Origin of the sequence: uncultured Ruminococcus sp. (assembly GCF_946415235.1) — a bacterium.
GTDB lineage: Bacteria > Bacillota > Clostridia > Oscillospirales > Ruminococcaceae > Ruminococcus.
Genome location: NZ_CAMKRR010000004.1, coordinates 18,600 through 33,003 on the forward strand (window position 1 = coordinate 18,600; position 14,404 = coordinate 33,003).

Below are 14,404 nucleotides of genomic sequence, written 5' to 3' on the forward strand. Positions count from 1 at the left end.
CTTCACCTCATTTCGTCTATGATTTTCTTTATTTCATCAGCTGTAAGACCATTTTCCGCATGTCTCGTCAGCACTATCACTTTTACCCCGCATATTTCCGCTGCTTTAAGCTTTTCGGGAAAACCTCCCACTGCACCGCTTTCCTTCGTGACAATCAGTTCCGCACCGCTTTTTCTTATATGAGCGATATTCTGCTCAACTGTGAACGGACCTTTTTCCAGTATGAGCCTGTCCCCGCTGTATCCGAGTTCTATGCAGCTTTTCCGCACATCTTCCACAGGAAGTGCCCTTATCCATATCCTTTCTGAAAAACTGCGGACTTCTGCAAGCTTTGGCAGCTCCTTGCTCCCGAGTGTACTGAGGACTTTCTTATCAGAGCTGTTCAGTATCTTCACAAGCTCATCCATGCTTTCGGCTTTTATGCAGTCGGAAAGCTCCTCCTGTGTTCGTATGAGCCTGTAATAAGCTACTTCAAGTCCCGTACAGGCAGCTTTTATATTCTTTGTTACCTCTTCCGCATAGGGGTGGGTAGCATCTATGACAGCCGAACATTCAAGCTCTGTTATAAGCCTTCTGATCCCGCCGGCGTCAAGTCTGCCAACGAGCTTTTTGATACGATCGCTTTTCGGGAGCAGCTCCGCACCGTACTCAGTAGCCACGGAAACAGTGGCAGCGATACCTTTTTCCGCACAGTACTCGGCTATCTCCCTGCCCTCTGTAGTTCCGCCGAAAATCAGTATCCTACACATTGCGATAGCCTCTTGGTGTGACCATTTTCCCGTTTATGACCTTAGTTTCGGAGTTCCCGATAAAGACCGTAGTGAACATATCCACCTGTGTTTCTCTCAGCTCATTCAGCATAAGGACTCTGCTCTGCTGTCCCTCTCTGCCTATATTGCCGACTATACCGCAGACAGTTTCGGGAGAGCGGTATTCAAGTATGATATCACACGCCCTTTGAAGATAGTCCGCACGTTTTTTCGAGGACGGATTGTACAGAGCGATCACAAAATCCCCCTCCGCCGCACAGCGCAAACGCTTTATTATCTTTTCCATGGGAGTAAGAAGGTCGGAAAGACTTATCAGTGCAAGATCGTGTGTCATAGGCGCACCGAGAACTGCTCCGCCGCTGAAAGCCGCCGTCACTCCAGGTATTACTTCGATATCAACTTCGGGATAGTTCACAGAGAGCTCAATGGCAAGACCTGCCATGCCGTAAAGCTGACTGTCGCCGCTGCACACAAGAGCCACTGTTTTCCCGTCAGAGGCATTCCGCAGTGCAAGCTCAACGCGCTCACGCTCCTGCTTCATACCTGTGGAAATACATTCCTTTTCGGGATAAAAGCTCTTTATCTGCTCGATATAGACTGTATATCCGACCACGATATCGCTGCTGAGTATAGCTTTTTCAGCTTCAATGGTGATGCCGTTCCTGCTTCCGCAGCCAATGCCCGCAACGTAAAGCTTCATAGTGATATGTTCCTCTCAAAATCAAGATATACCGGCTTTTCAGCAGCCGCAACAGTTACACCGTCAGCTGCTGTCTTTTTCATTATCAGCTTTCCGCCGCTGCAAAGAACGGCGCTTCTTTCGCATACATTATCCGCACCTGTTGTTTCGAGTACAAAGTCGGAGCTTTCAAATTCTCCGCTGACAGACATAAGCTCTTCAGCAGTATAGGTATTCAACTTTATTCCCACGCTTTCGCAGAAGCTGCACAGACCTGATTCGTCTTTTTTGATGTCGATGGTAGCAGCTTCCGATATCCTGTTCATGTCCATATCATTCTGCTTAAAAGCTTCACTTACCGCATTCCTGACAGCTTCTGCGGAAGTGCCCTTCTTACAGCCGATGCCGAGAACTATATTCCTCGGGACAAGATTAAGGGTAACAGGAAATGGCTTCTTCTCGGTATCTGTGCTAACGCATATGCCCGTCCTGCAAATGCCGAATTCCGTCAGCTCCGAGGGAAGTCCGCTGTGGCGGTACTCGCTGTAAAAGCCTATCTTTTCATCATCAAGCACCTCGGCAGCGATCTCCTTTGCAGCTTTCAGATCAGTCAGTATCAGCTCGTTGGCAGCAGCGAAGCTGTCGGGAGAGAAACGCCCGCCTACATCCGTAGCGGTAGTTATGACAGCTTCCGAACCGAGACCTTCGGCTATTATCTCCGCAAGCCTGTTTGCTCCGCCGATATGTCCCGAAAGAACAGGGATAACGAATTTTCCGCAGTCGTCCATGACTATAACTGCGGGATCATCAGCCTTCGTACCGAGGTATGGAGCTACCGCACGTACCGCAATACCGCAGGCACACACGAAAACAAAGGCATCGGAGCGCTCGAAAAGGCGTCCTACCATGCTTCCCATATTCCAGAATACAGCCGAATTATCGTCGGTATGCTTATGAAAACAATATCGGCTCACCTTATGCTCGGCTTCAAGCAGCCCGCCCACTCTGAGCGAGAGCTTCCTGCCGTTTTCGGTGACCGAAAACACAGCTATATTCATGTTTTTTCTGCCTTTCTGAATTCAGTTTCAAATGTTTTATCATAGAGCTTTGAAAGCTCGTAGTCATTTCCGAGAAAACCGCCGACAGTTATAAGCGCAGTTTTAGTTATACCGTTTTTCTTCGCCGCTTCATCAAGAGAAGCCACAGTACATCGCACTACCTTTTCGTCCTCCCATGTCGCCTTGTATACGATAGCAGCGGGAGTATCTTCGCTGTATCCGCCTTTTATGAGACGCAGCGAGAGCTCCTCCGTCATGCCTGCACTGAGGAATATGACCATAGTCGCATTGTGAGCTGCAAGGCTCTCTATGCTCTCTTTTTCGGGGACGGGAGTACGCCCTGCCATTCTTGTGAGAATGACAGTCTGTGATACATCGGGGAGCGTATACTCAGCTCTCAGCGCAGCCGCAGCTCCGCAGAATGAGCTTACTCCCGGAGTAACGCTGTATGGTATATCAAGCTCGTCAAGCCTGTCCATCTGTTCGCGTATAGCTCCGTATACCGAAGGATCACCCGTATGGAGACGAACTGTGTTCTTTCCCTCAGTTTCAGCTTTTTTCATTACCTCTATCACTTCGTCAAGGTGCATAAGAGCACTGTTATGTATCTCGCAGTCCTGCTTTGCATATGAGAGGAGCTCGGGATTTACAAGAGAGCCTGCATAGATAATAACATCGGCATTCTCTATGAGCCGCTTTCCCCTGAGTGTTATAAGGTCGGGAGCTCCGCAGCCCGCACCAACAAAATCAACCATTTTCTTCACCTGTTATTGCCTGTATAAGTTCGTCTGCAAGGGAGGTTTTTATAAGGAGCTCGCGCTTGAAGGAAAAAGCGATCGCCGCTATCTTTGCTTCGCCCTTTACCCTTGCATTGAGGTAAGTTTCCATCCGCTTTTCAAGAACTTCCGCTGTTTTTTCAAGATATCCCTTTTCATCGAGGATATCCATTGCAGCGTCAGCCGTTGCACATTCGGGTATCCTTTTCAAAGTATCCGTATCAGCTCCCGCAAGGACTCCGCAGGTAACGAGCACGTCCATTCGTCCGTCCGCATAGGAGGAATGGGTATTCATTATACCTGCCCCGAGCTTTACCAGCTTGCCGATATGACCGACTATAAGTATGCTCTCAAAGCCGAGCTCAAGTCCTATGTCAACAGCATCGCCGATGAAGTTGCTGCACGTAACGCTTCTGTCAAGAGAAAACGGCAGCTCGTTCTGCACGAAGCTCTCACTGTAGTTTCCCAGTGTCAGGAGCATATTCCTCTGCCCTTCGGCACGGCGCATTTTCGCCTCGGTGCGGATAGTTTCCACAAGTGCGGAATTGCTCATGGGCTCAACGATGCCGCTTGTGCCGATAATGGAGATACCGCCCTCTATCCCCATTCGGGGATTGTAGGTCTTATTGGCTATCTCTTTTCCGCAGGGTACCGATACCGTCACACGGAAACCGCCCGAATAGCCGTATTTCTCCGCAATTTCCATGACTGCTTCGCGTATCATTCTGCGAGGTACGGAATTTATGGCAGCTTCACCCACAGGCTGATCGAGACCTGCCTTTGTCACAACGCCTATGCCCTCGCCGCCTATTATCTCAACTCCGCTGTCCGCAGCAGATACCTCGGCAAAAACGCTTATACCGTTGGTTATATCGGGATCGTCGCCGCTGTCCTTGACTATGGCACATACAGCGCTCTCCGCACTCATTCTCTGCTCACTGACATCAAGACACAGTCTGATGCCCTTTGGAGTCATTATCTCCACAGAGTCAGCTTTCCTGCCTGTCATGAGCATTTCCGCAGCAGCTTTTGCAGCAGCTGCCGCACATGAACCTGTTGTATAGCCGCAGCGCAGCTTCTGTGTTCCTCTGCAAATGTATTCCTCAAGCTTCATGGAAATTCTCCCTGTCAGTTATTATGAAAAGCGTAAAGTATCCGAGCTCGCTGTCAATGCTGCCGACCGAGCGATATATTATTTCATCGGCAAGCCCGCAGTTCGATACTATTTTTGTACATCCCGACAGTCCCTTTGCCTTTATGAGCCCTATGAGATCCTCAGCCCTTCTGCCTGCCTTCATTATGACCTTTGTGCCGCCGAGTTCAAGTGCTTTTTCAATATCTCCGCAGTCGTACGGGATAATATGCAGCTCTTCGTCTCCGAGGCAAAGGGGCTCTCCGAGCAGAGCAGCCGCCGCACTGAAACTGGTAACTCCCGCGCATATCTCGGTCTCAAAGCCTCTTTTTCCCACAAGGCTGCCTATATGACTGAACGTGGAATACACGGAAATGTCACCGAGAGTGAGGAAAGCAGCATCAATGTTTTCAAGCTCGCTGCAAAGTCTGTCGGCTATGTCCGAATAGTTTTTTCCGCACTCTTCCCTGTCAGCTGTCATCGGGAAGTCGAAATAAAGCTTTCTTTTGCCTGACAAATCCACAGCCTGCTCCGCTATTGACAGAGCAATGGAGGTTTCTCCGCCTGTGCGGGGCACCGCTATAACTCCGCACTTTTCTATGATATTTGCAGCTTTCAAAGTCATGAGCTGCGGGTCACCGGGACCCACACTTACACCGTAAAGCCTGCCCATTACTGCTTCATCAGCTCCGCAGAGACTGCAATGAGCTTATCCATATCGATCTGCTCTATACGTGCAGCCTCGGGAAGTCCCTCGGCTCTCAGTGCGGAATAAACCTTCTCCTTAGGTATTCCCATGACCGATGAAAGCGAGTTCGCAAGAGTTTTTCTTCGCTGTGAAAAGCCTGCCTTGACTACCCTGAAGAAGAATTTCTCGCTTTCCTCGTCAAGACGCTGCTCCTTGTTTATATCTATCCTTATGACTGCCGAATCCACATTAGGCGCAGGCATGAAGCTGCCACGCGAAACGCCGAAAAGATTTCTGACAGTGCCGTAATAGTTCACTCCCACTGTTATTGCTCCCGAGTCCCTTGAGCCCACCTTTGCACAAAGGCGCTGTGCGGCTTCCTTCTGTACCATTACGGTTATAGACTCTATCGGCAGACGGCTCTCAAGGAGCATCATAATGATGGGGGACGTAATGTAATATGGCAGATTTGCACACACCGCTACCCGAAGCCCCTTGAACTCCTCGTCGATAAGCCTGTGCAGATCGCATTTCATTACGTCCTCGTTGATTATTTTTACATTGTCAAAGTCAGACAAAGTCTCGGCAAGTATGGAAAGAAGCCTTGTATCTATCTCTACAGCCGCGACCTTGTCCGCCCGTTTTGCAAGCTCTGCCGTAAGGACTCCGATACCCGTTCCTATCTCAAGCACTCCGAAGCCCTTGCAGGCATTGCCGTTTTCTGCTATTTTCGGACAGATATCGGGATTGATTATGAAATTCTGTCCCAGACCCTTTGAAAAGCTGAAGCCGTGACGCGAAAGTATATCCTTCACTGTTCCGATGTTGGTTAGATTCATTCAGTACTCCTTAAACGCTGTGTCGCTGTTTTTCGGAAAACTCGCTGCGCTTTGCGTCATTGAGCTTATCCATGGTATTTACCAGATAATCGGCAGAACGGTAGGCTCTCTGAAAATCCATGTCCTTGAAATAGACCTTCAGATCCACAAATTCGCCGTCGATGACTATATCTATCTGCCCGATCTGTCTGCCGACATATTTCTGTGCTGCGTACTTTAAGTACTCGTCGATCTCACATCTGTTCATTTCTCCGCCAATAACGTTGATTTTCATACTTAAGCCTCCTGTTCATAGATAAAGTTTTTTCATACCCGTCTTTCGGGCATCTGCTTTTAATTTATTACACTGAGCTTTTCAGCGAGCTCAGCTTTTGCTATTACCTTTTCGCTGCCGTCATTGCTTATGAGGAGCAGTTCCTTGCCGTTTGAGCATATAACTCCCTCACTGCATATCGTATAGTCAAGAACTCCCTTGCAGAGTATGGTCTCTGTTTCGTCTGGGCTTATTCTTACAAGGACACGGCTTCTCGGGAATATACCGGGATTTTTGTCACCTGCCGCAGCATTTTCCTTTTCATTCTTCTCGGCTTCACGCATTCTTTCCTCAAGGAAGAGCTCCCTCGGAGTCTTTGTTTTCGACTTGACATCGCCCTTCCTCTGACTTTTCCTGAGTGGCTCGCCGCCGAACAGGACGGAAAAAGCATTGATGAAGCCAAACAGTGCTTTTATCAGTCTTGCAGGAAAAAGCAGCACCGATTTCCATACAGGCTCTTTTGCCTCCTTTTCCTGCTTGTAAGGCTGACGGATAAAGTAATAATTGCCGTCAGCATCATTTTTAGGATCAAGGAGATCATTCCCCTCTTCCGCAAAAAGAGTGTCTATAGTACCTGCGTTCTCATCGACCGCAAGTATCGAGCTTGCGGAATAACCGCTGCCGCCCTCGAGGGCGCGTCCCCTTGTTGAGCAGAATATCCTGTCGTCCGTAGCCGACCAGAAAGGAGAGTCCTCCAAGGAATGTCCGTCGGTGAGCTCGTCATAGTCACCGCGCTCGTCGAATATTGCAAGGTGCCCGTCGAGTATTGCGGCTATCCTGCCGTTTTTATAGGCGATACTGCCGATATTCCTGTTCATACCCGTATAAATATGTCCCTCGGGAGCCTTGGGCGAATCAGCGCTCTTCCTGTAAATAGCACCCATTTCACCAAGCACAGCCGAATAGATAAAGTCGTCCTTTGCAGCGGATACACCGTTTATCCTGACAAATTTTGAAGCGTCGGCGTAATAATCGATATCCTCTCTGAACATGGCGCCTGCACCCGAATGCTTCCACTCCTTGTTCTTGTTTATCTCATTGACTGTATCAGTGTATTTTTCCGCCCTTTCACAGGGAAGCGCCGTGACCTTTCCGTCACTGCACAGAAACATATTATTGTCCGATATGTAAACTATCTTCATGTGTATTTCAAGTTCCTTCCATTCTTCTGCATACTGCCTCGGCGCACTTCATGCCGTCCACAGCTGCGGAAACTATACCGCCCGCATAGCCTGCGCCCTCACCGCAGGGATAAAGTCCCTTGAGCGATACGGACTGCATATCGTCACCGCGGTCTATACGCACGGGAGAGCTGCTCCTGCTTTCAATGCCTGTGAGCAGTGTATCATCATCGTCGAAGCCATTTATCTTTTTTCCCATTTCCTTTATGCCGTCTTTAAGAGACTCGCACACAAAATCGGGAAGGTATTCCTCGGGAGCTGCAAATCTCACAGCAGGGCGGTATGACGGTTTTACCCGTCCGAGCTTTTCACTGACGCGGCCCTTCATGAAGTCGCCCAGTACCGCCGCGGGAGCATGATAATCACTGCCGCCTGCGATAAAGGCTTTTTCCTCAAGCTCACGCTGGAAGTACATACCAGCAAGAGGATGATCGCTGCCGTAATCCTCAGGTCCCACATTCACAAGGAGAGCACTGTTGGAATTCTCCGCGTCACGGGCAAAGCAGCTCATGCCGTTGACTGCGAGCCTGCCCTCTTCCGAGGAGGCTGCGACCACATGGCCGCCGGGACACATACAGAAGGTATAGAGCGTTCTTCCGCCGGGAAGATGTACCGCAAGCTTGTAATCCGCAGCTTTAAGTGCAGGATGGCCGGCAAAATCTCCGTACATAGCCTTGTCTATGTCCGTGCGAAGATGCTCGGCTCTCACTCCTACGGAAAAGCTCTTCTGAGAAAGCTTTATCTTTTCATTGTAAAGCATCTCAAAGGTATCACGTGCACTGTGACCTGCCGCAAGTATAAGGCTGTCCGTATCTATGGTAAAAGTTTCACCGCCGTGAGTATATCTCACTGCCGAAAGATTTCCGTTTTCTGCCTCAAAGCCACAGAATTTCGAACCGAACCTCACCTCTCCGCCAAGTGATATGACTTTTTCGCGGAGAGCCTTTACAGCTCCGCGGAGCTTGTCCGTTCCGATATGCGGCTTTGCAAGGTAGAGTATCTCCTCGGGGGCGCCGAATTCAACAAGACGTTCAAGTATCCAGCCTATACGGCTGTCGTTTATGCCTGTGGTGAGCTTTCCGTCGGAAAAAGTTCCCGCACCGCCTTCACCGAACTGCACATTGCATTCGGGATCAAGCTTTCCGCCGCTCTGAAACTCCTCGACTGCCTTGCAGCGTGTATCAACATCGCTGCCGCGTTCAAGGATTATGGGTCTTGCCCCCGCCGATGCAAGCACGAGAGCCGCAAACATACCCGCAGGTCCGAACCCGACTATAACAGGCCTCTTGCCGCAGCTTTTCACCGTGGGGACTTTATACTCCACAGGCTCGTATTTTGAGGCGTTTTTCAGTGTTCTGAGAAGCTTTTCCTCGTTTTTCGCCTCAATATCAAGTGATATGGTGAAGTGAACGTCGCTTTTCCTGCGTGCGTCCACAGATTTTTTTGCAAGCTTAACACTTATTATCTTATCGCGGCTTATCCTGAGCTTTTTTTCACACAGAGCCGCAAGATCGTTAAAATCGGTATCAAGAGCCGCTCTTACAGCGCCGACTCTTATCATTTGAGTTCACCCCTCAGTGATTCGGCACAATTTCTGCCCGCAAATATTCCCGACGACCATGCCCACTGCAGATTATAGCCGCCGCAGTCTCCGTCAATATCAAGTATCTCGCCGCAGAGGAATATGCCCCTTTCGCTCCTGAGCTGGAGCCGTTCATCGACACATTCGCCGCTGATGCCGCCGGAAGTGACCTGAGCATCCTTCCACGGAGCACTTCCGAGCACGTCGAAATCAAGGTTCTTTATGAGCAGTGCAAGCTGTCTCAGCTCCGTATCTTTCAGCGAGGCTATCTCGTCCGTAAGCGACCTGCCCAATGAGCGCTTTGTAAGATAATGTGCAAGGCTTCGCGGGAAAAGTCCCGTAAGGAGCTCCTCAGTGGTATGACTTCCCCGCTGATACTGTATAATGCGGAGATAGCCCACAAGCTGCTCGATGTCCATATCAGCCGCAAGGTCAAGGCGAAGAGTGAGCTTTCCGTCGTAATTCGACACGAGATGAGCCATATTGAACACACATATTCCCGAAAGAGCGCTGTCCGTGAACTGTATCTCGCCCATTTCCTCTTTAAGGAGCCTTCCGCCCGAATAAGCCATAACTCTGCCCTTTGCACGTACTCCCTTAAGCCCCTTAAGAAGCTCGGGGCGAACTCTCAGCGGAGCTACCGCAGGACATATCTTTGTGGTATGGCAGCCCTTGCTGCGTAAAAGACGGATAACGCTGCCGTCAGTTCCGTACTGCGGAGCCGCATATCCTCCTGCCGCAACAATAACACGCTTGCAGGGAAATTTTTCTCCCGAAGCCGACGATATCCTGAAGCAGTCCGAAGCGCTCTCAATAAAGTTGGCTTCAAAGCCGCAGCGCTCCGTAACTCCCAGCTCGGCTGCACGGAGCCTCAGAGCGGAAAGCACTGTGGAAGCAGCATTGCTCTTGGGATATACCCTGCCCTTTGAGTCGGCAGAGCATATTACGCCGAGACTTCCGAAAAACTCCTTTGCAGACGGAGTTGAGCTTATTATCCTCATGGCGTTTTTCACGCTGCCGTGGTAATGCTCCGAACTCATGTTGATATTGCTGAGGTTGCATCTGCCGTTGCCTGTTGCAAGCAGCTTCTTGCCGACTCTGTCAAGCTTTTCGAGAATCACCACTCTTGTCTGAGGCATAATGTTCTTTGCCTCCACAGCAGCAGCAAGTCCCGAAGCACCGCCGCCTATGACAGCGATATCCGTGATCCTGCCCATATTTTTTCACCCCTTAGGTATAAGGTCAATGACTGCCGCCTCGGGACGGTTATTCAGGCGCACAGGTGCAGGATAAACGCCTACGCCCGATGTTATGAACATCTTTCCGCCGTCGTAGTCAAAAAAACCTTTGTCATATATTTCAAGCTCCTTGTGAAGAAGCTTTGGAAGCCATACCGCCTTTTCGGAACAGTAGATCGGTCCGAGACCGAAAGGAAGCTGTGCCATCTCGCCGTGAGTATCGGCGCAGAGCGTCAGGTCAGCTCCGAAATCCGCAAATTTTTCATAATTCGGGATATGTGCAAGGAGTATATTGAAGCTTTCATCGTCCAAAGCATACTCATTCCTCAGGTCGAAGGTCGGGCTGTAATAAACATTGTCGATGCCTATTACGCGAAGACTGTTCCCGTTTATATCCAGATACTCCTCATCATAGCTGAGCACCCTTGCTCCTGCCTTTTTCAGCTCGGCAACATATCTGTCATCATAGTCGTGTTCGCCTGTGACACAGTAAACGGGATAGCCTGCCGAAACCATATCCTTCGCAAGCTCTACGGGCTTCTGCATAAGCTCCCATTCGCTGCCGCTGGTGTACATATCACCGAGCATGAATACGATATCGGGCTTTGCATTGTCGATAGTACTGAATATGGTCTTATTGCTTATACCGAGCTTTGTGGCGTGCTGATCGCTTATCACTGCAAGTCTTACCTTTGAAACGATCTTATCCGATGATATCGTTTCCACTGTAGTTTTCAGGGTGTAGTTATTGAACCACCACAGACCTGCAATAAGGACGAGCCACAGCCATTTTGCGGAGCTTTTCTTCTCTTTTTTTATATTTTTCGCGCTGTTGTCTGTATTTTTCTTTTTGCCTGATGCCATTAGATCTTTTCCTTTACATGGATATCGAGCTGATCGTAAGGTATCTCGATACCGTTTTCATCGAACGCCGCCTTGACAGCTTCCGTCATATTGTAGCGTTCGGTTAGATAATCGCCGTTGTTCACCCATACGAACACATCTATCCCTATGGAGCTGTTGTTATGGGAGCTCATTCTTATTATGGGCTCGGGAGCTTTCAGTATGAGCTTCTCGGCTGATATTATATCAAGGATGACCTTTCTCGCCTTTTCAAAATCAGCACTGTAGCTGATATTGAAGTTGAGGTCGATACGTCTTGCGGGAGTTTCAGTATAATTGATGATCTTCGCATCCGTGACCTTGCCGTTCGGCATAAACACGGTCTTGCCGTCGAATGTGGATATCTTGGTATAGAATATGCCGATATCCCTTACAGTTCCCACAGAACCGTCAAGCTCTATGATATCTCCCGTAGTGAACGGCTTTGTAAAGAGCAGTATAAATCCGCCGCTGAGGTTTGAAAGGCAGCTCTGAAGCGCAAGGCTTATGGCAAGTCCCGCAGCACCGAGGATAGTGATTATGGACGACATGGGCACATTCAGCACCGACAGCGCCATTATAACGACTGCAATATAAAGTATTATCTTTATCAGCGACACAAGGAAGCTCTTTGCCGCACCGTTGACATTGGACTTTGATACAGCCTTGCCGACTATCTTCGCTATGAGCTTTGATATGAGGATGCCGATAATAAGTATCAGCAAAGCTATAACGATAAGAGGCAGAGCCTTTTTAAAATATTCAATACCGTCGGCAAGTATTCCCGAGGTCTTTTCCACGGATTCCTGTATGCTTCCCATCAGTTCACCCGTTGCTGTCTCGGCAGCGGGAGTTGACGATGCGGACGTAGTTGTTTCGGTTATCAGCTGAGTGGATGTCAAAATATCATCTCCGTGTGAAATGTTAATAAACCATACAAAAAACATTATAATATGTATACCTGTAATTATTATAACAGATTTCGCAAAAAACGTCAATATTATCTGCAATTATTGTAAAAAAATCTGCACTTCATCCAAATGTTGAAGTGCAGGTTTGTATGTTATTATTTATCAGAGCCTTCAGTATTAAGTATCCTTCCGTTGAATTCAGCAGGAGTGATGAAGGTCGGTACCATCTCATGAAGCGCCTGTATAGCCACATCTTCATCGTTGAGCTGAGCGGCATCGCGCAGCTTTTTAAGGCGTGAAGCAAAGTGATCCTCGTCGATATCTATCTGTTTTCCGATGAATATGAGCTTATTCGAGGTCTTTTGCAGTCCCTCCTCCATCATGAGGAGCTCTTCCTTTATCTTCTCACCGGGTCGAAGTCCGGTGAAAACGATGGGAACGTCTTTATACGGCACCTTTCCATACATTCTGATAAGATTTTCCGCAAGAGTAACGATCTTGACGGGCTGTCCCATATCAAGGACAAATATCTCGCCGCCGTTTGCGATAGCAGCAGCTTCCATAACAAGGCTGACAGCCTCGGGGATAGTCATAAAGTAACGGATGATATCCTCATGAGTTACGGTAACGGGCTTGCCCTGCTCTATCTGTCTCTTGAATAGAGGTATTACCGAGCCGTTTGAGCCGAGAACATTTCCGAAACGTGTGGTAACGAATTCCGTTTTGCCTTCATGCTGCTGTGAAAGGTACTGAACTATCATCTCGCAGCAGCGCTTTGAAGCTCCCATTGCGTTTGTAGGATTTACAGCCTTATCTGTCGATATCATCACGAACTTCTGAACATCATGGAACTGTGCAAGTGTAGCCACATTGAACGTTCCGATAACGTTGTTCTTTATAGCCTCCATAGGAGAGCTCTCCATGAGCGGAACGTGCTTATGGGCAGCAGCATGGAAAACTATCTGAGGCTTGTATCTCTCGAATATCTGATTCATTCGGAAATAATCACGTACAGAAGCGATAAGGGTGACAAGATCAAGCTCACTGCCGTACTCCATTACAAGCTCCTGCTGTATCTCATAGGCGTTATTTTCGTATATATCAACTATAATGATCCTTTTCGGACTGTATCTTGCAATCTGACGGACAAGCTCGGAGCCTATGCTTCCGCCTCCGCCCGTTACCATGCATATCTTGCCGCTGATGAACTCCCTGATGTCCTTATTGTCGAACTTTATGGGATTTCTTCCGAGGAGCTCCTCAACCTTTATATCCCTTACCTGTCCGAGAAGGGACGAAGAGTCATCAAGGATAAGATTTCCGATAAAGGGAACTATCTTGAGCGGCAGCTTTGTTTCATTGCATATATCTATTATCGCCTTGCGTTCATCCGAAGTAAGTGACGGGATAGCAAGTATAAGCTGTTCTATTTTATATTCATGGGCATATTTTACGATCTCCTCCGATCTTCCGACAACCTTTACACCGAGTATCTCCTTGCCGAGCTTGGCAGGATCGTTGTCGATGATGCATACGGGATCGAACTGAGCTGAGTACTTATCATCTGTATACGGCGATCTCTGAGCATTGAATATCTCATTGAGCAGCATGGTTCCCGCTACACCGCCGCCGATTATCATGGTCCTTTTCGCGCAGCTTTCAATTTTGTTTTCCAATTCCACAATAAACCTCCCGAATTCCGCTTCCGATGCGGAAAATTACTTTGTGCAATCATTACGGATCTCCGAAATATATTTTTTTATCATACGAAAGCACTCGTCAGCAGTACCGTTATTCTCAAATCTGACATCAATGCCCGCACCGGCAAGCCTTTCGTCGGAAAAGTCCTCGTTATCCGCTAAAAATCTGCGGCAGAGCTCGGCATATCTCGGTACGGTCTGTTTCTTTTCACGCTCTACTGCACGAAGGAAGCGTATATCGTCGCTGACCTCAACATACAGGGGCACGACAGCATCCTTTCCGCAGTATTCTCTCAAACGCAAAAACGACTCAACAGTACCTATCCCCGCACAGTCTCCCTTATCGAGCGAAATGCTGTCGGCGGCGGTAAAATATGTCCAGTCGCCGTGGCAGGTATGGTATGTACGCGACTCTATGACCTTACCGCTTTCCTCCATCTCGCGAAAGCGTTCCGCATCAACAAAGTGGTACTCGACACCTTCCTGTTCATTGCTTCTCACAGGGCGGGTAGTATAAAGCACTATGGGCAGAAGGCCGAGCTCAGCAACTATGCGGCTGTACATTGTATCCTTTCCCGAAGCACTTTTGCCGATGATATAAAAAATACGGTTCATATCAAAGCTCCACATATGAAATCTTTTTTGCAGATTACTC

Annotated in this window: 15 protein-coding genes; all 15 read right to left on the reverse strand. The window is 48.6% G+C overall.

Annotation, left to right across the window (positions count from 1 at the left end):
• Positions 1 to 2 precede the first annotated feature (2 nt).
• Positions 3 to 749, reverse strand: a complete 747-nt coding sequence (gene cobK / locus Q0R37_RS01865; RefSeq protein WP_294750495.1) for a precorrin-6A reductase — start codon at positions 747 to 749, stop codon at positions 3 to 5.
• Positions 742 to 1,470 (reverse strand): precorrin-3B C(17)-methyltransferase, encoded by a 729-nt coding sequence (cobJ, locus tag Q0R37_RS01870; protein WP_294750497.1) that lies wholly within the window; start codon positions 1,468 to 1,470, stop codon positions 742 to 744. The genes cobK and cobJ overlap by 8 nt, the downstream gene beginning before the upstream one ends.
• A complete protein-coding gene (locus Q0R37_RS01875; protein WP_294750499.1) occupies positions 1,467 to 2,507 on the reverse strand; it encodes a cobalt-precorrin 5A hydrolase in 1,041 nt (346 codons plus the stop codon). Before Q0R37_RS01875 ends, cobJ begins: the two co-directional genes overlap by 4 nt.
• A complete protein-coding gene (gene cobM, locus Q0R37_RS01880; RefSeq protein ID WP_294750500.1) occupies positions 2,504 to 3,262 on the reverse strand; it encodes a precorrin-4 C(11)-methyltransferase in 759 nt (252 codons plus the stop codon). Before cobM ends, Q0R37_RS01875 begins: the two co-directional genes overlap by 4 nt.
• Positions 3,255 to 4,397: a cobalt-precorrin-5B (C(1))-methyltransferase CbiD gene (gene cbiD / locus Q0R37_RS01885; RefSeq protein WP_294750502.1), complete on the reverse strand. Its 1,143-nt coding sequence runs from the start codon at positions 4,395 to 4,397 to the stop codon at positions 3,255 to 3,257. The genes cobM and cbiD overlap by 8 nt, the downstream gene beginning before the upstream one ends.
• Positions 4,387 to 5,088 (reverse strand): precorrin-2 C(20)-methyltransferase, encoded by a 702-nt coding sequence (cobI, locus tag Q0R37_RS01890; RefSeq protein WP_294750504.1) that lies wholly within the window; start codon positions 5,086 to 5,088, stop codon positions 4,387 to 4,389. Before cobI ends, cbiD begins: the two co-directional genes overlap by 11 nt.
• Positions 5,088 to 5,942: a 16S rRNA (adenine(1518)-N(6)/adenine(1519)-N(6))-dimethyltransferase RsmA gene (gene rsmA, locus Q0R37_RS01895; RefSeq protein WP_294750506.1), complete on the reverse strand. Its 855-nt coding sequence runs from the start codon at positions 5,940 to 5,942 to the stop codon at positions 5,088 to 5,090. The genes cobI and rsmA overlap by 1 nt, the downstream gene beginning before the upstream one ends.
• A gap of 10 nt (positions 5,943 to 5,952) precedes the next feature.
• Positions 5,953 to 6,216 (reverse strand): hypothetical protein, encoded by a 264-nt coding sequence (locus Q0R37_RS01900; RefSeq protein ID WP_294750508.1) that lies wholly within the window; start codon positions 6,214 to 6,216, stop codon positions 5,953 to 5,955.
• 59 nt (positions 6,217 to 6,275) lie between these two features.
• Positions 6,276 to 7,397, reverse strand: coding sequence for a hypothetical protein (locus tag Q0R37_RS01905; RefSeq protein ID WP_294750510.1), 1,122 nt, complete (start codon positions 7,395 to 7,397; stop codon positions 6,276 to 6,278).
• 7 nt (positions 7,398 to 7,404) lie between these two features.
• Entirely contained in the window at positions 7,405 to 8,997 is a 1,593-nt protein-coding gene (locus Q0R37_RS01910; protein ID WP_294750512.1) for an FAD-dependent protein, read from the reverse strand.
• Positions 8,994 to 10,235: an aminoacetone oxidase family FAD-binding enzyme gene (locus Q0R37_RS01915; RefSeq protein WP_294750514.1), complete on the reverse strand. Its 1,242-nt coding sequence runs from the start codon at positions 10,233 to 10,235 to the stop codon at positions 8,994 to 8,996. The genes Q0R37_RS01910 and Q0R37_RS01915 overlap by 4 nt, the downstream gene beginning before the upstream one ends.
• A 6-nt stretch (positions 10,236 to 10,241) precedes the next feature.
• A complete protein-coding gene (locus Q0R37_RS01920; protein ID WP_294750516.1) occupies positions 10,242 to 11,120 on the reverse strand; it encodes a metallophosphoesterase in 879 nt (292 codons plus the stop codon).
• Entirely contained in the window at positions 11,120 to 12,040 is a 921-nt protein-coding gene (locus Q0R37_RS01925; RefSeq protein WP_294750518.1) for a mechanosensitive ion channel domain-containing protein, read from the reverse strand. Before Q0R37_RS01925 ends, Q0R37_RS01920 begins: the two co-directional genes overlap by 1 nt.
• Positions 12,041 to 12,204: 164 nt before the next feature.
• Entirely contained in the window at positions 12,205 to 13,725 is a 1,521-nt protein-coding gene (locus Q0R37_RS01930) for a nucleoside-diphosphate sugar epimerase/dehydratase (protein WP_294750520.1), read from the reverse strand.
• A gap of 42 nt (positions 13,726 to 13,767) precedes the next feature.
• Positions 13,768 to 14,364: a guanylate kinase gene (locus Q0R37_RS01935; protein ID WP_294750522.1), complete on the reverse strand. Its 597-nt coding sequence runs from the start codon at positions 14,362 to 14,364 to the stop codon at positions 13,768 to 13,770.
• Positions 14,365 to 14,404: the final 40 nt, after the last annotated feature.